Source organism: Geopseudomonas aromaticivorans (genome assembly GCF_019097855.1).
Taxonomy (GTDB): domain Bacteria; phylum Pseudomonadota; class Gammaproteobacteria; order Pseudomonadales; family Pseudomonadaceae; genus Geopseudomonas; species Geopseudomonas aromaticivorans.
Genome location: NZ_JAHRGL010000011.1, coordinates 89,903 through 114,163 on the forward strand (window position 1 = coordinate 89,903; position 24,261 = coordinate 114,163).

The 24,261-nt window shown below is 64.6% G+C and carries 31 protein-coding genes; 27 read left to right on the forward strand and 4 right to left on the reverse strand.

Going from position 1 to position 24,261, the window contains the following annotated elements:
- Positions 1-31 precede the first annotated feature (31 nt).
- From KRX52_RS04320 to KRX52_RS20915, 3 genes are all read right to left on the reverse strand, one after another.
- Positions 32-412 (reverse strand): hemolysin XhlA family protein, encoded by a 381-nt coding sequence (locus KRX52_RS04320; protein ID WP_217679937.1) that lies wholly within the window; start codon positions 410-412, stop codon positions 32-34.
- Complete coding sequence (locus tag KRX52_RS04325) at positions 405-725, reverse strand: hypothetical protein (RefSeq protein ID WP_217679938.1); 321 nt, start codon at positions 723-725, stop codon at positions 405-407. Before KRX52_RS04325 ends, KRX52_RS04320 begins: the two co-directional genes overlap by 8 nt.
- 152 nt (positions 726-877) lie before the next feature.
- Positions 878-1,885, reverse strand: coding sequence for an XRE family transcriptional regulator (locus tag KRX52_RS20915; protein WP_302850326.1), 1,008 nt, complete (start codon positions 1,883-1,885; stop codon positions 878-880).
- Positions 1,886-2,181: 296 nt separating this feature from the next.
- On the opposite strand from KRX52_RS20915, the gene KRX52_RS04345 reads away from it, so the two are divergent.
- From KRX52_RS04345 to KRX52_RS04380, 8 genes are all read left to right on the forward strand, one after another.
- Positions 2,182-2,604, forward strand: coding sequence for a phage regulatory CII family protein (locus tag KRX52_RS04345; RefSeq protein ID WP_217679939.1), 423 nt, complete (start codon positions 2,182-2,184; stop codon positions 2,602-2,604).
- An 88-nt stretch (positions 2,605-2,692) separates the two neighbouring features.
- On the forward strand, positions 2,693-3,427 hold the full coding sequence (locus KRX52_RS04350) for a phage antirepressor KilAC domain-containing protein (RefSeq protein ID WP_217679940.1): 735 nt from the start codon (positions 2,693-2,695) through the stop codon (positions 3,425-3,427).
- A gap of 1 nt (position 3,428) precedes the next feature.
- Positions 3,429-4,334 carry a phage replication initiator YdaU family protein gene (locus KRX52_RS20625; RefSeq protein ID WP_254797389.1) on the forward strand — a complete coding sequence of 302 codons (906 nt, stop codon included), beginning with the start codon at positions 3,429-3,431 and terminating at the stop codon, positions 4,332-4,334.
- Entirely contained in the window at positions 4,291-4,803 is a 513-nt protein-coding gene (locus KRX52_RS04360; RefSeq protein WP_217679941.1) for a replication protein P, read from the forward strand. The genes KRX52_RS20625 and KRX52_RS04360 overlap by 44 nt, the downstream gene beginning before the upstream one ends.
- Positions 4,800-5,096 carry a DUF1364 domain-containing protein gene (locus KRX52_RS04365; RefSeq protein ID WP_217679942.1) on the forward strand — a complete coding sequence of 99 codons (297 nt, stop codon included), beginning with the start codon at positions 4,800-4,802 and terminating at the stop codon, positions 5,094-5,096. The genes KRX52_RS04360 and KRX52_RS04365 overlap by 4 nt, the downstream gene beginning before the upstream one ends.
- A gap of 79 nt (positions 5,097-5,175) precedes the next feature.
- Entirely contained in the window at positions 5,176-5,598 is a 423-nt protein-coding gene (locus KRX52_RS04370) for a VRR-NUC domain-containing protein (protein WP_217679943.1), read from the forward strand.
- Positions 5,591-5,893: a hypothetical protein gene (locus KRX52_RS04375; protein WP_217679944.1), complete on the forward strand. Its 303-nt coding sequence runs from the start codon at positions 5,591-5,593 to the stop codon at positions 5,891-5,893. Before KRX52_RS04370 ends, KRX52_RS04375 begins: the two co-directional genes overlap by 8 nt.
- Before the next feature lie 302 nt (positions 5,894-6,195).
- Complete coding sequence (locus KRX52_RS04380; RefSeq protein ID WP_217679945.1) at positions 6,196-6,756, forward strand: hypothetical protein; 561 nt, start codon at positions 6,196-6,198, stop codon at positions 6,754-6,756.
- A 98-nt stretch (positions 6,757-6,854) separates the two neighbouring features.
- Here the strand turns inward: KRX52_RS04380 and KRX52_RS04385 are convergent, their stop codons facing one another.
- On the reverse strand, positions 6,855-7,073 hold the full coding sequence (locus tag KRX52_RS04385; protein WP_217679946.1) for a hypothetical protein: 219 nt from the start codon (positions 7,071-7,073) through the stop codon (positions 6,855-6,857).
- Positions 7,074-7,221: 148 nt separating this feature from the next.
- Between KRX52_RS04385 and KRX52_RS04390 the strand changes: the two genes are divergently transcribed.
- From KRX52_RS04390 to KRX52_RS04480, 19 genes are all read left to right on the forward strand, one after another.
- Positions 7,222-7,446: a hypothetical protein gene (locus KRX52_RS04390; RefSeq protein WP_217679947.1), complete on the forward strand. Its 225-nt coding sequence runs from the start codon at positions 7,222-7,224 to the stop codon at positions 7,444-7,446.
- A 93-nt stretch (positions 7,447-7,539) separates the two neighbouring features.
- Entirely contained in the window at positions 7,540-7,917 is a 378-nt protein-coding gene (locus KRX52_RS04395; protein WP_217679948.1) for a hypothetical protein, read from the forward strand.
- A gap of 397 nt (positions 7,918-8,314) precedes the next feature.
- On the forward strand, positions 8,315-8,830 hold the full coding sequence (locus tag KRX52_RS04400; RefSeq protein ID WP_217679949.1) for a DUF1441 family protein: 516 nt from the start codon (positions 8,315-8,317) through the stop codon (positions 8,828-8,830).
- Complete coding sequence (locus tag KRX52_RS04405; protein ID WP_217679950.1) at positions 8,817-10,916, forward strand: phage terminase large subunit family protein; 2,100 nt, start codon at positions 8,817-8,819, stop codon at positions 10,914-10,916. Before KRX52_RS04400 ends, KRX52_RS04405 begins: the two co-directional genes overlap by 14 nt.
- On the forward strand, positions 10,916-11,149 hold the full coding sequence (locus tag KRX52_RS04410) for a hypothetical protein (RefSeq protein WP_217679951.1): 234 nt from the start codon (positions 10,916-10,918) through the stop codon (positions 11,147-11,149). Before KRX52_RS04405 ends, KRX52_RS04410 begins: the two co-directional genes overlap by 1 nt.
- A complete protein-coding gene (locus tag KRX52_RS04415; protein ID WP_217679952.1) occupies positions 11,149-12,597 on the forward strand; it encodes a phage portal protein in 1,449 nt (482 codons plus the stop codon). Before KRX52_RS04410 ends, KRX52_RS04415 begins: the two co-directional genes overlap by 1 nt.
- A 15-nt stretch (positions 12,598-12,612) precedes the next feature.
- Positions 12,613-13,944: a S49 family peptidase gene (locus tag KRX52_RS04420; RefSeq protein ID WP_217679953.1), complete on the forward strand. Its 1,332-nt coding sequence runs from the start codon at positions 12,613-12,615 to the stop codon at positions 13,942-13,944.
- Positions 13,945-13,947: 3 nt separating this feature from the next.
- Positions 13,948-14,289 carry a head decoration protein gene (locus tag KRX52_RS04425; protein WP_217679954.1) on the forward strand — a complete coding sequence of 114 codons (342 nt, stop codon included), beginning with the start codon at positions 13,948-13,950 and terminating at the stop codon, positions 14,287-14,289.
- A gap of 60 nt (positions 14,290-14,349) precedes the next feature.
- Positions 14,350-15,354 (forward strand): major capsid protein, encoded by a 1,005-nt coding sequence (locus KRX52_RS04430; RefSeq protein ID WP_217679955.1) that lies wholly within the window; start codon positions 14,350-14,352, stop codon positions 15,352-15,354.
- A gap of 2 nt (positions 15,355-15,356) precedes the next feature.
- Complete coding sequence (locus tag KRX52_RS04435) at positions 15,357-15,668, forward strand: hypothetical protein (protein ID WP_217679956.1); 312 nt, start codon at positions 15,357-15,359, stop codon at positions 15,666-15,668.
- Entirely contained in the window at positions 15,665-16,276 is a 612-nt protein-coding gene (locus KRX52_RS04440; protein ID WP_217679957.1) for a phage tail protein, read from the forward strand. The genes KRX52_RS04435 and KRX52_RS04440 overlap by 4 nt, the downstream gene beginning before the upstream one ends.
- On the forward strand, positions 16,273-16,725 hold the full coding sequence (locus KRX52_RS04445; protein WP_217679958.1) for a hypothetical protein: 453 nt from the start codon (positions 16,273-16,275) through the stop codon (positions 16,723-16,725). Before KRX52_RS04440 ends, KRX52_RS04445 begins: the two co-directional genes overlap by 4 nt.
- Positions 16,726-16,730: 5 nt before the next feature.
- Entirely contained in the window at positions 16,731-16,910 is a 180-nt protein-coding gene (locus KRX52_RS04450) for a DUF7210 family protein (protein WP_217679959.1), read from the forward strand.
- Positions 16,903-17,643: a phage tail tube protein gene (locus KRX52_RS04455; RefSeq protein ID WP_217679960.1), complete on the forward strand. Its 741-nt coding sequence runs from the start codon at positions 16,903-16,905 to the stop codon at positions 17,641-17,643. The genes KRX52_RS04450 and KRX52_RS04455 overlap by 8 nt, the downstream gene beginning before the upstream one ends.
- Positions 17,644-17,725: 82 nt before the next feature.
- Complete coding sequence (locus KRX52_RS04460) at positions 17,726-18,040, forward strand: hypothetical protein (RefSeq protein ID WP_217679961.1); 315 nt, start codon at positions 17,726-17,728, stop codon at positions 18,038-18,040.
- A gap of 110 nt (positions 18,041-18,150) precedes the next feature.
- Positions 18,151-21,435, forward strand: a complete 3,285-nt coding sequence (locus KRX52_RS04465; RefSeq protein WP_217679962.1) for a phage tail tape measure protein — start codon at positions 18,151-18,153, stop codon at positions 21,433-21,435.
- Between the two features lie 46 nt (positions 21,436-21,481).
- The gene (locus KRX52_RS04470) at positions 21,482-21,886 is read left to right on the forward strand and encodes a GvpU-like protein (RefSeq protein ID WP_217679963.1); all 405 of its coding nucleotides are present in this window, start codon (positions 21,482-21,484) and stop codon (positions 21,884-21,886) included.
- 105 nt (positions 21,887-21,991) lie between these two features.
- Complete coding sequence (locus tag KRX52_RS04475) at positions 21,992-22,501, forward strand: hypothetical protein (RefSeq protein WP_217679964.1); 510 nt, start codon at positions 21,992-21,994, stop codon at positions 22,499-22,501.
- A gap of 2 nt (positions 22,502-22,503) precedes the next feature.
- Positions 22,504-24,261 carry a hypothetical protein gene (locus tag KRX52_RS04480; protein ID WP_217679965.1) on the forward strand — a complete coding sequence of 586 codons (1,758 nt, stop codon included), beginning with the start codon at positions 22,504-22,506 and terminating at the stop codon, positions 24,259-24,261.

The window sequence follows — 24,261 nt, forward strand, 5'->3', positions numbered from 1 at the left end:
GCACTCAGCCTGCTGTGATCGTCTTGCCAGGCTACTTCAGGGATCTTGCCAAGCCGAACGCGATGGCGCCTATTCCCCCGGAGAGAACGAGGGCGGTACCGATGAACCACTTGATCATGGTCCCTTCTAGACGAGTGATTTCCGTTCTGAAGTTCGCAACCGACTGATTGACTGTTCCGATCTCGCCGACCATATCAGCGCGAAGCTCGGCCATGTCTGACCGTGTCGCCATGTTCTTTTCGACGGAGTCCAGCTTGGTCTCCAGGCGCACCAGTCTCTCCCGGATATCAGGAATGGCTTTCTCTAGTGCCTCAACGCGCTTTTCCATGTCGTTGCCGCCCGGTGGGTTTCCACCAGTATCGTTGCCACCGCGCCGGTTCGTCCAGCTTCCAGAGCCCACGACCTCACCCATTGGCTTTCTCCGTCATGTCCAGATGATGGCGAATCTTGTAAACGCTGATCATCGAGAAATGCCCGCATTTCGGACAAGTCAGGCCGGCGCACTGGTGCGGTGAGTTCGGCTCGGATAGCGTCTGGACAGTGAAGATCGAGAGCAGGGCGTCATCCTCGACGCGGTCTCCCTCGATCTGCAGGTGGATGTCCCAGCCGCCATCGTACCGGCAGAAAGGGCAAATCTCCGAGCGGCCAGTTTGGGATAGGAAGCTGAGAAGGTGGCTCATCCGCAGCGGCGGGCCACTCTCCATCATGTTGCGCAAATCGATCATGCTGTACCTCGCACCTTCCTGGCATTCCAGGCCGTCACTACGCGGGCGTGGATGATGGAAATGAGGGTGTCGGGGATCTTGCGGGATTGCAGGGCAGTCATAGTGTGCTTCCTTGCATGTGTGTCGGCGCGCGGGCCGGTGTCACCGTTGGCCTAGAGCTTCTTCCCGTTCCACACGAAGAGCACCCTGGCATGGATCGTCACATCGCCGATCGGCACGGTGCGGTCCTTGTGCTTTTGGTTGTCGGAAATCAGCTCGAAATTGTCTGCGTCTGCCATCTGCAGGCGCTTGATGTACAGCATGTCGTTCCAGGTCAGGACATAGATCCCATCGCCGGCGAACTCGTTGACGCCGCGGTCGACGATGACTGGGTCCTTATCGTTGATCGTCCCCTCCATCGACTGGCCCCAGCCAGTGATGATCGAGAGGTTGGCGGGGGAGGTGAACTCCAGGCCCAGCTTCTCCAGCTGAGGGCCGCTGACCACGACGTTGCGGACGAACTCGGCGTACTCGGCAGGCATCTGGCCGTGCCCCATGGAGGCGCGCACGTCGTACTGAGGGATCAGGATGTCGCCGTCTATGAGGCTGGAAGAGGGCGAGAAGTCAGCAGGAATAACGTTGCTGGGCTTTTGACCATCTTGGGGCTCTTCCGCAGCCTTCCGTATGCGTTCTCTGGCTTCCTCTGAGAGCCCTTTCCCGGCATTGCTCTCCAGAAGTGCGTGCACTAAGGCCGCAGCAGGCCCTTTAGCTGCAGCTATTTTCGCTATGACAGGCACGGCAAATGAGGTTTCGTCGGTCATCTCGCCGATTCCATCCTCAAGCCAAAGCGAGCTGACGCCACAAGCCGCAGCGATACGGGCGTTGTAGCTGGAGCTTTGAGATTTTCCGCGCTCAAGATCGGAGATCGACGTCTGGTCGATCCCTACGAGTTTGGCGAGCTCCACCTGCGTCAGCTTGGCGTGCTTCCTGGCGGCCTTGATCCGGTCTTTATATTCCATCGCGCGAGTATTACGGGGGCTCCCATACCCTTGCAAACGGGTATTCCCATGCAATACATTATGGGTATTCCCGTACGAGGGTGTGTGATGAGTATCTTCAAGGACTTGGTTGACCACTTTGGCACTCAGACCAAGACCGCCAAACGGCTGGGAGTCGATCAAGGCACTGTCTCCGGCTGGGTCCGAGAGAAGCATGGCATGAGCGCTGTCACCGCGCTCCGCGCAGAGGCTGAGACCGATGGAAAGTTCAAGGCAGTAGACCTCTGCCCTGCGCTGAAGCGCGCAGAAAAGCCACGGGCCGCATAGCACTCCGCGTGACTAGAGCGGGCCGTGATAGCGGCCCAGATTCAGATTTAGTCGGCTGGTGCATGGGGCTCATCCCTGACTGCTGATTCAGTGATGACAGATTCGCCCAGGGACGACTAGGGCGCCACGGAAAGACCACAGGAGTTTTACGGATGGATGAGTTTCTGAAGGCGATCCATGACGCAGTGATCGACGTCGGCGCCAAGGAACTGGCCCGGAACATGGGCGTCAGCCACGTAGCGCTGCTCCAGCGCGCCAATCCCAACAACGACGCACACCGCCTGAACGTGGAGCAGCTGTTCCAGATCCTGCTGCACGGCGGCGACATGCGCCCGTTGCATGCGCTGGCAGCGGAGTTCGGTTTCGAGCTGGCAGCGAAGGATAAGGCGGAGCCGAAGAGCTTGGCGGCAGCGCTACTGCATATGACCAAGGAAGTGGCGGACGTGACCCGGGCGGTAGCTGATGCGCTCGATGACGGTCATGTGAGCCAGACCGAGGAGGCAATGATCAGCCGCGAGATCGGACACGTCAGGGAGAGCCTGAACGTGTTGGAAGAGTCGGTGAAAGCTGCCTGACGGCGGGCAATAAAAAACCCGCCGGCCAGGGCGGGTTCTTCAACGGCGCGCAAGGCGCCAAGTGCAGATGATTCGAGAGGAAGTGTAGATGATTCCCACTGGAACGAACAACCGCCCGCGCCACGATTTGGGCGCCGCCGAAAACGTGGCGCGCAACGTGACGATGAGCAGCATCGAGATTGCGGAGCTGACCGGGAAGGAACACAAGAACGTCATCCGCGACATCCGCGCCATGCGTGGTGAGCTGGAGAAAGATGGCTCAGATCTGAGCCATGACATTCGCGAGGAGCTCGACGCCCGCGGCTACGCGGTATGCATCCACCTGACCCGCGAGATGACCGAGCTGCTGCTGACTGGCTACAGCGTTTCGCTGCGCCTGAAGGTGATCCGCCGGCTGAACGAGCTGGAGGCCAAGCAGGCGCCGCGCGTCCCTCAGACCCTCGCCGAGGCCCTGCGGCTCGCTGCCGACCAGGCCGAGCGGATCGAGCAGCAGCAGGCCGCCCTGGCCATCGCCGCACCGAAGGCCGCCTTCGTCGACCAGTACGTCGAGAACTCCGGCTCGATGAGCTTCCGGCAGGCGGCGAAGCTGCTGAAAGCCAACGAGCGCCGCTTCCGCCAGCTGTTGCTGGACAAGGGGGTGATGTACTACCTGGGTGGAACTCTGGCCCCGTACCAGCACCACATCGACGCCGGGCGCTTCCATGTGAAGACCGGCACCAGCGAGCGCAACCAGCATGCCTTCACACAGGCCCGCTTCACGCCGAAGGGGATGCAGTGGGTGGCGGGGCTGTGGGCTGCCTACCAGCTGGAGGCGGCTGCCTGACATGCAATTCACCATCACGATGAATCAGGTCAAGGCCCTGGAGTGGGGGCTGAACGCACAGCAGGCGCTGCTGTTTGCGTTCGTCTACGAGTGCCCGAGCTGGGCGAAGCCGATCAAGGCAGAGGCGGGGATCTTCTACGCGCTGAGCAAGGCGAAGATCATCGAGGAGCTGCCGCTGCTGACCGACAAGCCGGACACGGCCTATCGCCTGCTGAGGCAGCTGGAGGTGGCTGGGGTGATTGAGCTGTCGCACACCGCGGGCATCACTCTGGTGCGCCTGACCGACAAGGGTCGCGAGTGGAATCGCAAGATCGACGGGTCGGAAAAATATCCGAAGTTCGGCGGCGCTACCTCGGAAAAAAATCCGAGCAGGGTCGGAAAAAAATCCGAGGTAGGTCGGAAAAATATCCGAGAGGGGTCGGAAAAATCTCCGACAAATCAGGATACCAGTCAGGAAACCAATCAGGAGACCAGTCAGGAAGAGCAGGGCGCGTGCGCGCCGCGTGCTGCGAAAGCGGTGAAGTTCGATCCGCTGACTGCTCGCCCCGCCAACGTCTCGCCGGAGACCTGGGCCGACTGGTGCCAGCACCGCCGCGAGATCCGCAAGCCGCTGACCGCCGCCAGCTGTCGCCACCAGTCGAAGCAACTCGAATCCCACCCGACCCCTGATCACGTTCTGCACCTGTCCATCGCCAACGGCTGGACCGGCCTGTTCCCGGAGAAGTCCCATGCAAGCAGCCAGCAACCTCGCGCAGCAGGTCGTCCGTCGGCCGTCGAGCAAGTTCGAGAAGCCATCGCAGCCCGAGCAGCTGCCGAAGCTGCGCCAGGGCCTGCTGGACAGCCTGTGGCTGAAGATGACGGAGATGTACGGGCACCGCTGGACGGCGAGTTTCGGCGTGTCGGCTGACCAGGGCCACGCCTGGGCGGCGACGCTGGCGGGCCTGACTGGCGCGCAAATCGCCAACGGCTTGGCAGGGCTGGTGGAGCGCGGCGACGAGTGGCCGCCGAGCGCTCCGGACTTCCGCAAGCTGTGCGAGGGCGCGTCTCCCGAGGCCCTGGGCCTGCCGAGCACCTCGGCAGCTTACCGCGAGGCCTGCCGCAACTCTCACCCTGCGGCCGATCAGCGTTGGAGCCACCCGGCCGTGCACCACGCGGCCTGCGAGGTGGGGTTCAGTGAGCTGCGCAGCCTGCCGGAGGAGAAGAGCCGCCTGCTGTTCGAGCGGGCCTATGCGGTGACGGTGCGCATGCTGCTGGCCGGCGAGGTGCTGCGGGAGATCCCGAAGGCGCTGCCGGCGAGCGTGAGCGTGTCGACGCCGGAGGTTGGCCAGGCCGCGCTGGCGGCGCTGCGGACGCGTATGCGCGGGGTGGCGGCGTGAGGAAGACCAAGTTGACCAAGGCCGCCCGCGACCGTGAATGCCAGGTGCGTCTGCCGGACATCTGCAACGGCAATCCCGAGACCGTGGTGCTGGCCCACTACCGGATGGCGGGCATCTGCGGCACCGGCATGAAGCCGCACGATCTGCTCGGCGCCTGGGCCTGTTCGGCTTGTCACGATGAAATCGACCGCCGCACCCGCCGGATGCCAGTGGAGGACGCACGCCTGTACCACCTGGAAGGGATGGTGCGGACCTTGACCACCCTAATCGCTGAAGGAGCTGTGAAGGCATGAGCGAGCAGGAGCGGATGGCGGTGCTGGGGGCGCTTGCCCGCGATACCGAGGAACAGCTGAAGGCCCTGGGGGTGTTGGAGTGAAGCAGTTTGCAGTGGGGGCTACCCGCCGGCGCGCGCCGGTTGACTACGAGGGCAACGAGCAGGCGGCGCTCTTCAACTGGCTGCGCCTGCGTCACCCGCTGGCATGGCGCCTGGCTTACCACGTCCCGAACGGCGGTCACCGGCACAAGGCGGTGGCGGCGAAGCTGAAGGCCCAGGGCGTGAAGGCCGGCGTACCTGACATCACGATCGCACTGGCGCGCGGTGGTCACCACGGGCTCTACATCGAGTTCAAGGCGACCCCGCCGCATGACGCCGAGGTGGCAGCGAGCCAGAAGGAGTGGATCGAGGAGTTGGTGGAGCAGGGCTACAAGGCAGTGGTCTGCAGGGGGATGAAGGATGCGATGGCGGTTATCGATGACTACCTGGCCCGGCCAGTGACGGAGGTGGTTCGTGCGTGAAGTGCAGATGATCGGCCTGGGGAGGAAGAGCCTGGGAGAGCTTGAGCAGCTGCAGGTGGAGCTGCGCAAGGAGTGGGACGGCTGGCGGGCGAAGAGCAAGAAGGCGTCTGGGCAGGTGTTCATCAAGGGGGCTGGCCGGCGCAGCATGCAGGTGCGTTCGCGGTTGATCCCTAGCCGGCGCAATCCGAAGGTCTTGGCCGAGGCGGATGCAGCGATCACCACCATCCTCCGTTACCTGCGCTACATCGAGGACGAGCTGGCGAGGAGGGCGGCCGGTGAAGCGGCACGGGCCTGACTTCGAGAAGCAGACCAGGCCTTTGGCGCCCTGCGGGGAGTGCCAGGGGCGCGGGGTGGTGAAGGGGCTGTTCTACGAGATGCCCTGCGATGGGTGCCACGGCTCTGGGTTCGTGGATGCGGGGACGGGGGAGAGGCTGGAGGTGGGAGAGCTGGTACTCCAGCTGGGTAGGGCGCTCAGGCTTGAGCGGCAGCAGGCGGCGAACCGGTCGGTACAGGCCGGCGCCGAGCGGGACTATCAGGGTGATAACGGTCGGTGGGGAAACCGCGGGCACTGGACAGGCGATTGATGGGGGATTGGGGATGATTTACAGCAGTGCACTGAGCGCAGTGGTATCCGCCCTGGCGGCGGAGTGTATCGACAACACGAGCAAGCAGAAGTGGCAGCAGCTTTACCAGTCCGGAGAGCTGCGGCCGTGCGGCCGGGCGGTGTCGCCTGAGGAGCGCATGACGGCCGACTGCTGGGTGTTTGCCCGGTTGCACAGCCAGCTGAAGCCGCGGTACTGGCATGCGTTGGTGGCCAAGTACAGCACGCATAGGGCGCGGAAGGTTGAGGCCATCGGGAAGTTGGTGCCCCTGATCGCCAGCCACGCGCCGCAGCTGTTCGTTTACAAGGCGGTGACCGCTTGGGCCGTTCCCCCGATGAAGGGTACTGAGGGGAAGCGCTCGACGTCCGGGCTGATCGTGCTGCCGGCGGAGTTCTATGACGTCAACACCTGGGATCTTGAGGCACGCACGGAGCGGACTCGCCAGCGTTGGAGAAAGGCGATCAACGAGGTGCTTGAGGAGATGGTCGGCGAGGCTCTGGTGGAGGCTGAGAAGATCTTGGCGTCGGAAGGGGTGCTGCGTGCCGAGGCCGCTTGACGTGTGTGTCGCCGTGTCGTAAATTTTCCCCATCCTGCCGATCTTGCGCGTTAAGGATTGATAATCAGAACCCCGGCCATAGTGCCGGGGTTTTTCGTTTACAAAATCTTGAAGTCTGTAACGCCTGCGAATTTCAGCCTGTCATCGACCTGGCGCTCAATCGACGGACGCGGACAATCGCGACTGTAATCAACGCCAGGGGCGTCGATGTGGTTGGCGATCAGTTTCTTCAGTTCAAGATCAGATGCCGGCACGGATCCATTCAGTTCGAACGAGTGCGTGGTGTCTCCTATCTTGAATTGAACAGTCTTTTGCATATGACCTCCTTGGTCTTGGTGCTTGCTGGGGTTTGAAGAATAGCCCTGTCGAAGGGCCTGAAGCAGTTCTATACACACAATCCACTTACGTCCCGCAAATTCCTAGCCTCGGCATCAGTCGGGGCTTTGTCGTTTCTGGAGATCGAGAATGTCCACCACCATCCGCTGCAAACTGATCTGCCGCTCTGTCGGCGAAGTCAATGATCCGACCAACCCGTTGCGCACCGTGCGCTTTGATGGCGTGACCGAGCAGGAGGATCCGATCTTCGGGAAGTACACCCCGAGCGCCGACTTCTACGCCGCCATCCAGCCGGCAGTAGCCGAGCAGCTCGAAGTCGGCACCGCCTACTACTTCGACATCCACAAGGCTTAACCCTTTCGGCCCCTCCGCACCTTTGCTCCCAGGCGGGCGCGTGTAGCGGGCCACCCATCACCACCGCCCGCGAGGGTTATCGAGATGAACACCATGACCGAACCAGCATCCACCGCCGCTGGCGGCATCATGCTGTACAAGCTCGGGGCCTTCGGCTTCATGGCGGTAATTGCCGCTGTGGTCGTGATGGCCATGACCCTGCCGAAGACCGTCCGCGAGTTCTGCGTGGCGATGATCAGCACGGCGGTGTTCTCCATCTGTGGGGGCGCGTTCGTGGTGCGCTGGTTCGACCTGGCTCACTGGGCGAATGACGACGTGGGCGTGATTGCCATCGGCGGCCTGATCTTCGTGTGCGGCCTGCCGGCATGGGTGCTGGTCCGCGCCTGGTTCGCGTGGAGCGAGGCGCGCAAGGGCGTGGCGCTGCCTGAGCTGGTGCGCGAGCTGAAGCAGATGAAGGACGAGGCACTGTGATGGATGGGCAGCTCACAGGGCGGGTTGGCTTTCGACGCGGCCTATTCGGCCGCCTGATCCCGCAGGTCGAAGCGCTGCAGGCTGTGCGCTCGCTGATACCGCCGCGGCCAGGCGTCGAGTGCAGGCCGAAGATCCGCGCGGTGTGGCGGGATGCTGTTGCTGCTGATGTCCTGGCACTAGGCCAGATGGTTGGCTGCACGTCGCAGATGCCACCCGCACGCAACCCGCGAGCGCCGGAGGCCTGATGGGGCGGGGACCCTGGGCCACACCCCCTACCGCGGGGAAGGCGTCGAGCCGCGCGGTAGCCGGCAGTTTTTCGATTTTCTAGTGCTCCACCACACCCCGGGGAGGCGATACCCTCAAAGCCACGGCCCGCGCGGGCTGCAAAGGAGTCCGTATGGGTGTGACCCTTGTACATTCCGGGTCTCGCCTGTGGTCCATCAATGCGCTGGCCGAGGAGTTCGGCATCGACCGCAGGACGGTGAAGAAGCGGGTCGATGGAATACCTGCGGCCGGCGAGGCAAACGGCCACCCGGCATGGCGCCTGAGAGATGTCGCCATCGCCGTGATGGGCCCGCAAGGGCCTGGCCCGCTCGGGGTAGACCCTGACGAGCTGCCTCCATCCGACCGCCTCAACCACTACCGCGCCGAGCGGGAGAAGGCAAAGTGGCTCGAGGAACAGCGCTTCCAGATTCCCGCATCCGAGGTCGAGCAGGTTGTCGCCACCGCATTCAAGTCGCTCGCCCAGGCTCTCGACACCCTGCCTGACGTTCTCGAGCGCGACTGCGCCCTACGACCTGAAGAAGTAGAGCGCGCCATCGGCGTAATCGACGGCGCCCGTGAGGGCCTGTATCAGCAGCTGCTCGACGTGTGCAGCTCGCTCGGCGAGATGGCAGGCCATGAAGACAGCTGACATCGTGCGCAACACGGCCGAGATCATCCGGCCGCCGAGGCGCATCCAGGTAAGCAGCGCTGCCGAACAGATGCTCTACCTGAACGAGCCTGGCGGCTATCAGGGCTATTTCACGCTCGACGTTGCCCCCTACATGCGCGAGCCGATGGACCTGCTGGCCAGTCGCCGCTATGAGGGCGTTGTGTTCGCTGGTCCGGCGCGCTCGCTCAAGACCCAAGCGCTGATCGACGGAGGCTTCGCCTACGCAGTCACCTGCGACCCAGGCGACGCCCTGATCGTCCAGATGAGCCAGGAGTCGGCCCGCGACTTCTCGCGCACTCGCATCGACCGCGCCATCCGCTACAGCCCTGAACTGGCGTCGCGCATCGCCACCGGTCGCAGCGACGACAACATCCACGACAAGTTCTTCAAGAACGGCATGGTGCTCAAACTGGGCTGGCCTGCCGTTTCGCAGCTGTCCTCGAAGTCTATCCGCTGGGTGTGGCTGACCGACTATGACCGCATGCCCGACGACATCGACGGCGAGGGCGACGCTTGGACGCTCGCGCTCAAGCGCACCCAGACCTTCCTGTCCCGCGGAATGTGCTGCGCGGAGTCATCGCCAGGCCGCGAGATGAAAGACCCGGCCTGGCGAAAGGAAACGCCCCACGAGGCGCCTCCGTGCAAAGGCATCATCGGCCTGTACAACGCCGGCGACCGCCGCCGCTGGTACTGGCAATGCCCCGACTGCAACGAATTCAGCGAGCCATCGCCTGGCGTCGGCAGCTTCGCACTTCCATCCATGGATCAGCTCAAGGAGCAGATCCGCACGGCAGACCTGACCCGCATGGCGCGCGACTGCGCCCTGTTCGCCTGCCCGCACTGCGGCAGCCTGATCAGCGAGAAGCACAAGCGCGGAATGAACCGCTCGGGCCTCTGGCTGATCGAGGGTCAGCAGATTGACCGAGATCGCAACATCTCCGGCGAGGCGCGGCAGAGCAAGACCGCCAGCTTCTGGCTGGGCGGCATGGCTGCAGCCTTCCAAGGCTGGGAGTCAATCGTCCTGCGCTACCTGCAGGGCGTGCACGCCTACGTCACCACCGGCGATGAGGAGAAGCTCAAGACCACCACCAACTTGGACCAGGGCGCCCCGTACATGCCGCAGCGCGCCGAGTCGGTGCGCTCTGTCGATCTGCTGATCGTTCGCAAGGAAGAGTCGGTCAAGTTCAATGTTCCGGACGGGGTGCGCTTCATCACCGCGTCGATTGACGTGCAGGCCGGCGGCAAGCCGCGCTTCGTCGTCCAGGTCGAAGGCTGGGGCGCTCACGGCGAGAACTGGCTGATCGACCGCTACAACATCCGCAACAGCAAGCGGCTCGACGATGATGGCCAGCCGCTTCCGGTTGACCCTGCTGCGTATCTCGAGGATTGGGAGCTGCTGACCGAGGTCATCGAGAAGGCTTACCCGCTCGCAGACGGCAGCGGCCGGGCCATGTTGCCGGTCATGGTCGCCTGCGACTCCGGCGGCAAGGCGGGCGTCACCGAGCGCGCCTACGACTACTGGCGCAAGCTCAAGCGAGCCGGGCTGCACCGGCGATTCATGCTGATCAAGGGCGCGAGCAGCCCAAGCGCTCCGCGGATCAAGGAGAGCTACCCGGACAGCGACCGGAAAGACCGCAAGGCCAAAGCGCGCGGGGAGATCCCCGTGTGGATGCTCAACACCAACCAGCTCAAGGATGCGGTCGATTCCGACCTGCAGCGCGAGGCTGCAGGGCCAGGCTATCGGCACTTCCCCGAGTGGCTGGGCGACTGGTTCTTCGAGGAGATGACATTCGAGGTCCGCACCCAGCAAGGCTGGAAGAAGCCAGGCAAGGGCAACAACGAGGCCTTCGACCTGTCCTGCTACAACCGTGCCGCCGCAATCCGCCAGGGCATGGAGAAGATCGACTGGTCAAGCCCGCCGCCCTGGGCGCGCGAATGGAACAACAACCCGAACGTGATTCAGGCCGCGCCTGACCAGGTAGCGCAGCCGCGCTCGGTCGAGCCGCCTAAGTCGCAACCCAAACGAACCGCCGCCCGCCGGGTGCGCATGCAGGTGACCCGCTGATGGCCTACACACGCGAACAGCTCCAGGCCGTCGAGGCCGCCATCGTCGCGCTGGCTGCCGGCGAGCGCGTGGTCGAAGTCCGCTTCGGCCCCAACGACTCCACCCGCTACGCCACCGCCGAGCTGCCGCAGCTGATCAGTCTGCGCGACAGGATGAAAGACGAGATACAGGCCGCCGAAAACAGTGGCCGGCGTCTACGCGGCTACCGACTCAACCACCGCCGGGGGCTGTGATGGACACCGAAATCCCGCAAGACAGCATGGCGCTGACCGGAGGCGCACCGCCGACAGCAAAGGCCAGCTACGACGCTGCCAGCCATGGCCGGCGCCTCAAGGGCTGGGCTCCTGGCTCGCCAGGCCCGACCCGCGCGGTTGTCGGTCAGATGTCCACCGTCCGCGCCAGATCTCGCGACGCCGGCCGCAACAACGGCTGGATCGCCAACGGCGTGCGCAACTGGGTCAGCAACGAGGTCGGCGCCGGCATCAAGCCGCGATCAAGGGCCCCGAATGCCGCCTTCGCCGCCGAGGCCAATCGGCTGTGGGAGGAAGAGTTCCGCGCCGCCGCCGACTACGACGGCACGCTCGACGTCTACGGGCTCATGGCTCTCGCGGTGCGCTCGCGCAAGGAGTCCGGCGAGGTGTTCGTGCGCATCCGCCATCTGGGTCTCGCCAGTGGCGCTCCGGTGCCCGTGCAGTTCCAGCTGATCGAGTCTGACCAGGTGCCGCACACACACAACGAACTGCGGCAGGATCGCGAGATCGTCGCCGGCGTCGAGTTCAACCTCGCCGGGCAGCGCACCAACTACTGGATGTATCGCCGCCACCCCTTCGACATGGCTGTCACCGGCATGGAACTGGTACAGGTGCCGGCGGCCGACGTGATCCACCACTTTGCCCCGCTGCGCCCCGGACAGGTTCGCGGTATGGCGGAGACGGTGCAGGCGCTGATCAAGGCGCGCGACTTCGACGAGTACGACGATGCCGAGCTGACCCGCAAGAAAACGCGTGCCAACTACACCGGCACCATCACGCGAGCGGCCTATGACGACAGCGACTTCCAGTTCGACCCGTTCACGGGGGAGCCGCTGGATGGTGGCGCGGCGCCGATGGTCAACATCGAGCCGGGCACCTTCCCGGCCCTGCTTCCTGGCGAGGAGATCAAGCTGTTCGAGGGCGACCAGGGTGGAGCCTACGGCGAGTTCATGCGTCAGCAGCTGATGGGCGTGGCCGCCTCGCTCGGCATCCCCTACGAGCTGCTGTCTGGCGACATGCGCAACGTCAACGACCGCGTGCTGCGCGCGCTGCTCAACGAATACCGCCGCCTGATCGAGCAGAGTCAGTGGCTCTACACCATTCCGCAGCTGTGCCAGCGCATGTGGGATGCCTTCATCGACGCCGCGGTACTGTCCGGCCGGCTAAAGGCGCGCGACTACGCCACCAATCGCCGCGCCTACCTCGCCTGCGACTGGCGCCCGCACGCCTGGCGCTACATGCACCCGGTACAGGACGCCCAGGGCGAGCTGATGCTCATCAAGGGCGGGCTCGGGTCGCGCGCTGCCGCCGCCGCCGAGCGCGGCTACGACGTTGAAGACATCGACCGCCAGAACAAGGCCGACACGGATCGCGCCCAGGGCCTCGGCCTGCAGTACAGCCACGACCCGATCAAGGTCGACGACGAATAACCACTGGAGCGACCCATGTTCAAACAGAACCTGCTGTCCCGGCTGTTCAGCCGCGGGCAGGGCGGCCCGCTTGTGCCGCAAATCTACTCCCGCGTGGTCAATCGTCCGCTGCTGGTCGAGCCCGGCATGGCCGACGCGCTGATCGACGGCTGGTTGCGCGGAGGCGTCGAGGCCGGTTCCGGCGGCGAGCCGCGGCAGATTCTTGAGCGTGTCGGCCATGTCGCCGTACTCGACGTGTCCGGCCCGCTGATCGCTCGTGCCGTCGAGCCGGTGTGCGGCGCCTCCCCGGTCAGCTACGAAGGCCTGATGCTCGCCTTCGACGAGATCGAGGCCGACGCCAACATCACCCACGTCGTGCTGCGCATGGAAAGCCCTGGAGGCGAAGCGGCGCAGGTGTTCGACCTGACCGATCGCATGGCCGAGCTGCGCAGCCGCAAGACCCTGATCGCCATGGTCGATGACTACGCATACTCCGGCGGCTACGCCATCGCCGCGGCCTGCTCCGAGATCTGGGTAACCCGCACCGGCGGCGTAGGCAGCGTTGGCGTGGTCATCGGCCACCGCGATGTCAGCGAGGCCAACGCCAAGGCTGGCATCAAATGGACCTACGTCCACTCCGGCGCGCTGAAGGTTTCCGGCAATCCGAATGAGCCGCTCACCGAAGAGGCGCGCAGCGTCATGCAGGGCGAGTCGGATCGCCTCTACGACCTGTTCACCACCAGCGTGGCCGCCTACCGCGGAATGGCTGTCGGTGCCGTGCGCGCTACCGAGGCCGGCATCGTATTCGGCCAGAACGCCATCGACGCCGGCCTGGCCGACCACCTCGGCACCTTCCGCGAGCTGATGTCAGAGCTGCAGGGCGGCAGCTACACCCGCAAGCGCCTGCAGCAGATCGCCTCCGCGCCCAAGGTTGAGGCCAATCCGGCTACGGTCGAGCTGGCGGCCGAAGCGGGCGAGGGTGGCCAACTGGAGAGCGACCCGGCCAGCGAAATCCCCGGCACCGTCGAGGCGACTGCCGAGCCGATGGACTTCGCCGCCCTGGCCGAGCAGTGCCAGCAGCACGGCCTGTCGGCCATCACCGCAACCGCTATCAAGGAGCGCTGGACCGCCTCGCAACTCGAGGCCGCCGTCGAGCGCGCTGATGAAATCCGCAGCCTCTGCACCGCGGCAGGCATGCCGCAGCTGTCCGTCGAGTACATCGCGTCCGGCTCGGGTGTCGAGGTGGTCCGTCAGGAGCTGGCCGCACGGCTCGCCCAGGGGCCGAACCTGAGCAACCGCCAGCCGGCGGGCAGCACCACCCACCGCGCACCCACCTGGGGCAGCGTAATGAAGAAAATCGGAGTCTGATCGATGACCATCCTGACCCAAGGCACCCGCACTGCCGAATTCCTGCTCTCCGAGGCCAACGGCCAGCGCTCCCGCGAGCAGGGCACTCTCGCCATCACTGCCGCCGCGCTGCCGGCCGGCCAGCTGCTCGGCACCGTCGCCGACGAGTACGTCGCCTACAACCCGGCAGGTCTCGACGGCAGTGAGACGGTAACCGCCATCCTCTACTCAGCCGCGCCGATTTCCGCCGCAACCCAGCCGGCTGCCGTGGTCGTCCGTGACGCCGAGGTGATCAGCGCCAAGCTCACCGGCCTCGACGTTGCCGCAGCCGCCGAACTGCTCGCCCTGGGCATCATCGTCCGCTAAGCCAACCACCCCGAATTCCAAACCGCCCAAATGGCGGTTTTTTCGTTTCTGGAGATCGATATGCCCAGCCTCGACATTTTCAACGATGAAGCCTTCAGCGCCGTCTCGCTGACCAACGCCATCAACATCAGCCCGGAAGGCCAGCGCAGCAGCACCTTCGTGGATTCGCTGTTCGAGTCAGAAGGCGTCAGCACCACCGCCGTATTCATCGAGCGCGAGCACGACGGCCTGGCCCTGGTGCCGGACGCCGCCCGCGGCGCACCGGGTCACGTCGTCAACGGCGGCAGCCGTGACGTGATCCCGTTCACCACTCGCCACCTGCCGACCCGCGCCCAGATCCTCGCCGACCAGGTGCAGAACGTGCGCGCCTTCGGCAGCGAGACCGAACTAGAAACCGTCATGGGCCTTGTCGGCAAGCGTCTGATGAAGATGCGCGCCCATCTGGAGCAGACCGTCCGCTTCCAGCGCTATGGCGCCATCTCCGGCAAACTGCTCGACGCCGATGGCCAGACCGTTCTTGTTGACCTGCTCGCCCAGTTCGGCCTGCAGCAGCAGACCCATGGCATGGCGCTGACCACCGACGCCACCAAGGTGCTCAACAAGATCATCGAGGCCAAGCGCAAGGGCGAAGACGCCATCGGTGACAGCGGCATCATCACCGGCTGGGTCGCCCTGTGCGGTCGCGGCTTCTTTGATGCGCTGACCAACCACAAATCGACCACAGATGCCTGGGATCGCTATCAGGACGGCCAGTTCCTGCGCTCCGACATGCGCCAGGGCTTCGTCTTCGGCGAGGTCGAGTGGCGCGAAGATCCGACCAAGATCGGCGGCATCGGCTTCATTGGCACTGACGACGCCTACCTGATCCCGCGCGGCGTTGCCGAGCTGCTGGTCACCAAGTTCGCGCCGGCTAACTACATGGAGACCGTCAACACTCTCGGCCAGCCGTTCTATGCCAGCCAGGAACCTCTGCCGCACAACAAGGGTATTGATCTGGAGGCGCAGTCCAACCCGATCAGCCTGTGCACCCGTCCGCGCGCCATCATCAAGCTCACCAAGGCCTGACCATGAGCCGTCAGCAGCTCAAGGCCCGCGCCGCACGCGACATCTTCCGGCGGCATCGGGAGGAAGCGCTGGGCAGCTACCTGGACGCGGTTGGAGAGCTACTGGAACTCGAGCTGGTGCTCGCTCGCGACGTGGAGCGAGTCGGCGAGGATGGCGTGCTGCTGGTCGACCAGGTGCAGATCAGCGCCCTGGTCGAGCAGCTGCCCAAGGTCCGCCGCGACGGCGTGTTCACCTTGGCCGGCAAGGCCTGGCTGGTCACCGTGCCGGTTCGCAACGACGGAGTGGTCATCACTGCCGCGGTGCGGCCGTCATGAGCGTCCGCGTCGGGCTGAAAGGCGGTCAGGCGGCAATCAAGCGCCTGGCCGTCGCCGAGGACAAGGCCAAGCGCGCCGTACTGATGGCCACCAACGATACCGGCGAAACACTGCGCGCCCAGATCCTCCGGGAAATGGGCAGCACGGTAAACATCAAGCGGCAGACGTTGCGCGAGCGGGTGATCCTGACCCGTGCGGCCAGCTGGAGCGGCAAGGTCCGCATCTGGGCCAGGCGCAAGGGGCTGGTGCTCAGCCACTTTCCCCACAAGCAGCTGTACCAGAAGCAGAAGAAGGGCAAGCGGCGCCGCGCCGGAGTACAGGTCAACGTCTCCGGGCATACGCGCCTCCTTCCTGGTGCCTTCATCGTCGAGTCGGCAGGGTCAGGCAGCACCAACGGTCTGATCTTCATCCGCACCGGAAAGCGCTCCAAGGCTGAGCGCATCGGCATGGCATCCGGCGGGCTTGACCTGGCGCGCTCGAAAATCCGGGCGCTGTACGGCCCGTCACCCTCGCAGATCCTCGACAGCAAGCTCCCCGACTACCAGTCGGCAGGCCAACGCATCCTGCGCGAGGAGATCGTCCGCCAGCTCAAGAGGGCCAAGCTGTGAACCCACTGAACCAGGCCGATCAGGCCTTGCTTGACCGGCTGCGCACCATCCTGCCGGCCAATGGCTACCTGACCGACATCGGCAACCGCGTGCACGCCGGCTACCTCGGCGCTCTGCTCGAAGCCGAAGAGGTGACGTACCCGCTGATCACTGTCCAGCCGGACGAATGCCCGCCACCCATCCAGGGCAGCTGGGACTTCATCGCCTCCCTGGGCCGCAAGGTCGTCGGTGCGGCAGATCCTGGCGGAGGCCTCGACGCGCTCAACGACATCTACTGCGACCTGCTGCGCTGCTTGGTCACGCCCGAGGGCATCCCCAGCCCGTGGGGCAGGCCTGGCCCGCACCGCGTCACATTCAAGGCGCCGCAGCAGTTCCTCGCCGACCACGAAGTGCCCAAGGGCACGGTCGTCATCCCGCTGCAGCTGCACACCATCATCAACGGAGAGTAATCGCCATGCCCGCCACCACCTCCGCGCAGTCGGGGGCGATCTCGGTCGTCCTCGCAAAACCGCACACCCACAATGGCCGCGCTCATCAGCCCGGCGAAACCATCACCGTGTCCGCAGAACAGAAAGCTTGGCTCGAAAAGCTCGGCGTGGTCGGCGGCAAGAAAGAGGAAGTGACCAATGGCTGATATTCGCGGCGCGTTTCTCGGGGCCGGTAAGCAGTACCTCGAGGACCTGGACGACCCGAAAGGGCTGATCTTCATCGGCAACTGCAACTCGCTGAACTACGAAGCTGCGGCAGAGGAAATCGACGAGCCTGACTTCACCACCCCCGGCGGCGGCCTGGACAACAGCGTGCAGCGCATCTCGGCGCTCACGGTCGCCTACAACGCCCGGCACTTCAAGGCCGCCAACATGGCGCGCGCCCTGTACGGCTCTGCCACCGACGTGGCTGCCGGCACCGTGACCAGCGAGACCCACGTCGCCCACAAGGGCGCGCTGATCCTGCTGGCCAACCCGGGCGCGACCAACGTGATCGTCAAGAGCGCCGACGGCCTAACCACCCACACCCTGGACACCGACTACACCCTCGACCCGGCCGGCTTCCCGGTCATCCTCGAGGGCGGCGCCATCGCCGATGCATCGACTATCAAGGTCGACTATAGCTACGCCAAGCACGCCACCATCCAGGCGCTGGTCACCTCCGGCAAGCGCTACCGCCATGTCTTCGTCGGCCTCAACGAGGCGCGCAGCGGCAAGCCGGTGGTGATCGAGCTGTTCATCGTCAAGCACTCTCCGGCCTCGCTGAGTTTCATCGGTAGCGAGTTCCAGGGCATGGAGTTCACCGCCAAGGTCCAGAAGGACCCGAGCAAAGTCGGCGTGGGCCTGTCGCAGTACATGGTGATCAAGGACGTGGAGTGATAGGAGGGAGGGCGGCCAGGCCGCCCTGCTGTTCACTTAGAAATCAAGCCCGCCGCGCGGGCTTTTCATGCCTGGAGCAACCATGTCCCAGTACACCAACAGCCGCGAGCTTTCGCTCGACGGACAGCCCGTGATCGTCCGTGAAATGACTGTGATGCAGGTTCGCGAGTGGCTCGCATCGGCTTCCGCCGACCGCCCGCTCGACATTGTCGGCGACGGCCTGTTCACGTCCTGCGCCCTGGCAGACCTACCGCGCATGACCGACCTGACCGACGAGCGCATCGACCAACTGCGCCCCTCTCAGGTCGAGCAGGTGATTGCCGCCTGCAAGGAGTTGAACCCGCATTTTTTCGGGATGACGGAGCGCCTCAATCGGGCACTCCAGAGCAAGGCCTGATCGATCTGGACAAGGCCGTCGGCGCCATGGTGCGCCTCGGCCATTCCCATGCTCCGTACTACCCCTGGTCATTTTTCCAAGCCGCGATCAAGGCGGTATGAGGTACTGCCATGTCCGACGTCGAGCTGAAGATCTCCGCCAATCTGGACGATGCCCTCAAGGGTGTTTCCGGCTTCCGGCAGGAGTTTTCGAAGATGGTCAGGGAGGTGGAGAAGCCTCTACGCAAGGTCGATACCCTGCGTGCTCTGCAGGAAAGCGCCAAGAAGACCTCCGCCGAGTTTTTCGCCACCAAGAGGCGCATCGACGAGCTGAAGACGGCCATCGCCGCCGCCGGGCAAACAGTGCCGGCCTTCGAGCGCGAGCTGGCCAAAGCCGAGCGTACTTCTGGTCTTCTTCGCAGCCAGCTCGAGAAGCAGAACAGCAAGCTCAAGGAGCACCGCGCCGAGCTGCGCGCCGCTGGAGTCGATACCCGCGACCTGGCTGGCGAACAGCAGCGCCTGCAGGCCGAACTGGCAAAGCGGCTCGGGGCCGGTAGTGCGGATGCCAGCATGCAAGCGGCCATGCGGAATCTGGGCGTCGAGCAGTTCCGCGGCGCCCGCACTGGCATTGCTGAGCTGCAGCAGCAGTTCCAACTGCTCAAGGCCTCTGGAACCGCCAGCACCATCGAAATCGCCCTGGCGCAGCAGACTCTACGTAGCCGCATCGCCGAGGCCGCCCGCCAGACCAATGGGTTGAAGTCAGCCACCGACGATTGGCGCAATAGCCTTTCCCGCACCCGCGAGGAGATCATCGCCGGCGCGGCCGCCTTCGGCGGCTTTGCCCTGATCGCGGGAAACTCGTTCAGCAAGTTCGCCGACTATGAGCAGCAGATAGCAGCCATTGGCACCATCACTGACATGACCGATGGGCAGCTGCAGGCCATGTCTGGATCGGTGAAGCAGCTCAGCCTCGACATGGGTGTAAATGCCACGGCAAGCGCCAAGGCTTTGTACGACATTCTCGGCAGCGGCGGGACGAACGAGAACGCCATGGACATTCTGGCGCTGTCGACCAAGGCCGCCATCGCCGGCATGACCGAAACCAAGACGGCAGCTCAGGTCGGCATGAGCATGCTCAACGCCTACGGCGAGAGTTCTGACAAGCTCGGGCAACGCTTCGACCAGTTGTTCATGACGGTCAAGGACGGCGTGATCAGCTTCGAGCAGCTCGCCCAAGGCCTCGGCTCGGTCATGCCGGCAGCAGCGGCGGCGGGCGTACCCATCGAAGAGGTGCTGTCGTCGCTGTCGCGCCTCACCGTGCAAGGCATCCAGGCGCCGCAGGCCATCACGGCCCTGCAGGGCGCCATCAACCAGTTGGCTGCACCGTCGACCGAGGCCGCCAAGGCCATGGACGAAATGGGCATCAAGTGGAATGGCCTGGCCGGCACGCTGCAGCAGATCGCCGACAAGAAGATCGGCTTCGAGGCGATGCGCCAGATAATTCCGGATTCCGAAGGTCGCACCGCTGTGCTGGCCCTGACCAAGGATATCCAGGGGCTGCAGGAGTCCATCAGCAGCATGCAGCAGTCCGCCGGCGCCACGGAGGACGCCTACAGCACCATGGCAAACACTCCGCAGGCTCAGGTCGAGCGCTTCAAGGCTGCGGTCGATGAGCTGCAGAAGGCCTTCGGCGCCGCCGTGGCCGCAGGGCTGCCGGTGGTCAACCTGCTGACCGGACTGTTCAACGCCTTCAACGCGTTGCCGGAACCTGCGAAAAATGCCCTGGCCGGTATCGTGCTGCTCGGCGCCGGCACTAAGGCAACCAGCATGGCGCTCAATGTCATTCGTGGCCCGCTTGGCGCCCTAGTAGCGCAGCTCTCCACTGTCCCAGCCGCTGGCGGCGCAGCAGGTGCCGCGGTTGACGCCCTGTCTGGCAGAGTCAACGGGCTTGGAAAGGCACTGAAAGGCCTCGGCTCCCTTGGCGGCATGCTTCGCCTGGGCGGCTACGGGGTCATCGCCTCGCAGCTGATGGAGCTCTACAGTATCCACGAGGAGGTGAAGGCGCTGACCAAGTCTCAGGAGGAGCACGCCAAGGGACTGCAGGATCTGATCGATCGCAACGATCAGTACAAGGGTGCCCTGATCGCCACGCAGGCCGAGGTTGAGCAGCAGACCGAGACCGAGCGAAAAGGCTACGTCGAGCGCCTACAGGCGGCGGCCAGCTACTACCAGGCGCTGGGCGAGCAGATCAGTCGGGCAGACGCCTCGGACAAGATCAGCCCCGAGGCTGTTGATGCGTATCGGAAGGCTACCGCCTACCGCAATGCGCTCAGGGAGCTGGGGAAGGCCAACTCGGATCGGGAGAGCGGGGAGTCCGCGCACTCCGCACGCCTGAAGTCGATCAAGGAAAAAGAGCTGGAGAGCATCAAGAAGCAGCTCGCCGCCCAGCTCGCTGCGTACGACAAGGCCAACGAGGACGTCGAGCAGGCCCGCAAGCGCCGCGAGGAAATCGAGCGGGAGTTCGCCGACCTGGCGCGCGATATAGGTGGGAGCGGTCGCAACGACTGGGGCGGTCTGCAGGATGCGCAGCTGGCAGCGCGTCAGGCACTGACCGAAGGCAACACCGCCGAGGCTATCGAGCAGGCCCGCCGCGCCGGAGAGATCCTGCGCGAAATGCAGCAGGCCGGGGAGAGCACCTATGGCTTTCAGGGCATTGCACAAGAACTGGGTAAGATCGCCAGCGAAGCTGCACGCCTTGACGAGCAGGATGCCCAAGGAAAGGCCGACGCGATCAAGTCCAAGATAGAGGGCCTGCTGCAGTACGCCGATGCCCTCAAGCGAGTGAGCGTGGGCTTCGAGACGAACGCCGAGTCGGAGGAGCAGACCAAGCAGCGGCTGCTGCAGCTTGCCCAGGAATGGTCGAAGTACATGGTGATTCGTCCGACCATCGCAGCGCCGGAGGCCGATCCCAATCTCAAGGCCGCCGAGGATCTGCTCGACCAGCCTGCTGCGCCAGGCTTCGCCGCCGGCGGCTACACCGGCCCGGGCGGCAAGTGGCAGCCCGCAGGCGTCGTCCACGCCGGAGAGCACGTCCAGCCGCAGGAAGTTGTGCGCGAGCCGGGCGCTCTGGCGTTCCTCGAGCGCATCCGCCGCGAAGGCTTCCAGCGGACCCTGCGCACCATGCAGCGGCAGCTGCGCGGCTACGCCACCGGCGGATTCGTCGCCCCGCGCGCCATGCCGAGTATTCCGAGTCTGAGCACGGAGCTGGCCGCTGCGGCCTCCGGGCCGAACTTCCCCGACCTCGGTAGGCTTGATCTGAGCATCGGCGACTTGTCAGGGCCTGTGTACGTTGAGCAGGACTTTGCGAAGACGCTGCATAAGCTTGCATTGCAACGCGGCCGCACATCTCGGCGCTGAATGCTGCTATAAGCTGGATCTTCAACATCAGTTAGGGATGCTGTTTATGAGTGATGCAGAGATCAGGATTGGCACTGACATGCCTGAGGAAGGAAGGGATTGGCTCCTGCAGAATTTTGTGATTGCAGCAAAAACAGACATAGAGACCCCTATAACGCTATTCACCTCTTCTGGTGTCGTGACTGGGCGAATCATTTCTGGGAGGAAATACATCGAGCTACTGCGTGAGCTACTTGGATTTGGCGCTGCTCCAAGTGGAATGGAAGAGGTGACTCAGAATGATGACGCAGCTTCGCCAGAAGATAAGGGACCGTACTTCATTCATCTGCGCGACGCAGCGATTGTGTCAGGAGTCAGCTTCACTCCAACTGAGGGTGGGTTGCTCTGGCGCGGCAAGCTGAGTGATGTTGCTGGATTCTCGATTGGGCGCTTAGAGCCGCGCAGAGAGTAGTAAAGGCGCTCGATTGCTCACCGTGCAATGTGGAAGCCAGAGTTTTCTGGTGATCAACTCTGAAGCCCCGGCCTGTGCTGGGGCTTCTGCTTTCTGGAGCGCCCCATGACCTATCCCCGCGTCACCCTCGGCGGCGTGCCTATCGTGCTGCATGCCGGCGCCCCGGTGCAGAGCTATGAGCCGATGGGCGGCGCGAGCGTGGTCCGTCTGCACGGCGGCGCCGCGGTCAAGCTGCGCCATTGGCGCCGGACGGCGATCAGCATCAGCGGCAGCGGCTGGATGAATCCAGGCCTCGACGGCCTCGACTACGACAGCGCGCTCGAGCTGCGCTGCACGCACCCGCAGAGCGTCACATCGGCCAGCAACGTCATCACCCTGGCCGGCACGCCGCGGCCCGATGTGGCGCCGTGGGGACTGGCCTTGATCGGCGACCAATGGCAGCCGACGCCATGCGTTGTCGTGGCGGGCGTGGCAACCCTGACCGCCGTTACTGGCGCGACCCTGTATCAAGTCTGCTGGATGCCGGTATTCCAGGTGTTCTGCGAGCGTCCGCCGACCGGCCTCGATGCCGGTGCTGGCTTCTACAGCTGGACCATCACGGCCGAGGAGGTCTGACCGTGCTGAATGGATCAACCCTAAACGGCGCAACGCTCAACGGCGGCGCTGGCAGCATCCAGCAGATCCAGATCGGCACGGCGCCTGCGTTCGTCTGGCAGGCCATGGTGACGCTCGGCGGCGTGGACGTGACGGCACTGCTTATCGGCGCCGTCACCGTCGACAGGGAGGAGGGCGCGGCCGGCGTGGCCGACTTCGCGCTTCACTATCCGCCAGGCGCCGATGTTCCTGCCGATATCACCGACCGCGCCGTCACCATCGACCTGATCAGCATCGCCAGCGGCGAGACCACGCAGACCCGGCTTTTTACGGGCGTGGCTGCCGAGCCGGTCTGGAATGCGCTATCCCGCACGATGGCCGTCACCTGCACCGACAACCTGCAGCAGCGCGTCGAGGCGCTTAGCGTTGACGCTGTGGATGCTCTGGTCGAGGGGCAGTGGTCGCTCGACGTGTTCGACCCGCTCGACGGCCGGTCACGCTGGGACTACGCCGTGGAGCGCCTGCAGAGCCGCCAGGCCAGCCTTGACTGCTCGCCGCATGGCAATCTGCGCGTGACGAGCTGGTATTCCGAGCAGCAGCCGCACGTCCTGTTCGGCGCAGGAACCACGCTGTACGAGTCAATCGGCGTCGAGCTGGCCCAGCTTTCCAGCGTCACCAACCGCGTCGAGCTGGAGATCGCCTATCGCTACAGCCGCTTCCGCGAGCGCCGCCAGCAGTACAGCTGGATACACCCGAATACGGGCGGCCTTGGCGGGCTCGGCGGTTTCTGCGCCTGGCGCTCCGATGACACCGAGCTGCCGACCACCGAGATGGTGATCGATGCTGCAAAAGATGGCGGACTGACCCCCGTGGCGGCCAGCTACTACCGCCTACCGCCGAGCATGGGCAACCCCTGCGGCGACGGCTCGCCATGGATTAACAGTTTCGACAACCTGCTGCTGGGCGCGAGCTGGACTGGCGCGACCCGCTGGGTGCAGACCGTCACTGAGACCTACAGCCTGACGCTGGCCACCGCTGCCGGCACGATTGAAGGCCAGCAGGTCATCGCCCGCGATGGCACCAGCTTCGAGGTCGAGGCGCCGGAAGGATGGGAAGAAAGCCTGACATCCATCGACCCCGACGCGACAGATGACGAGGTGGCCGGTGACGAATCGCCCGAACTTGGCGATCCGGGCGACCGCGACGACGAGCCGCGCCGTCTCGCCGCGCTACATCTGCAGCTGGCCATGGCCCACACGACGCTCATCGCCGCGCACCGCCAGACCCGCGTCACCTGGTCGGCACCGACGCCGATGGTGCTGGGTATCGACCTGATTCACACGCTGGAAATCGACGACCAGTACATCCGCGCACGCGGCAAGTGCTCGCGCCGGGTGGACAAGCTCGACTTCGACAGCGGCGAGTGCATCACCGACCTGACCATCAGCGTGATGCGCGGCGGCGGTGAGAGCGATCCACTGATCATCCCGGCTCGCCCCGGCGTGCTTCCGGCCGAGCCCGAGCAGAACCCGGCCCGCGAGGTGATCAGCGATACGCTGCCGACCCAGCTCGGCGGCAAGCTGGCCAGTCCGGCCTATGACGAGGCCAAGCCCGGATTCTCGGGCAACTACACCAACGTCGAGGATCTGACGCTGGAGACATTCCCGCGCCGGCTGGACGGACAGGTTGCTGAGATCCCTGCCGCTGATCGTGACGAATACACCGCCACCGCCGCGCAACTGTACCGCGTTGGAATCCCGAATGACCTGCTGGAGCTGTAA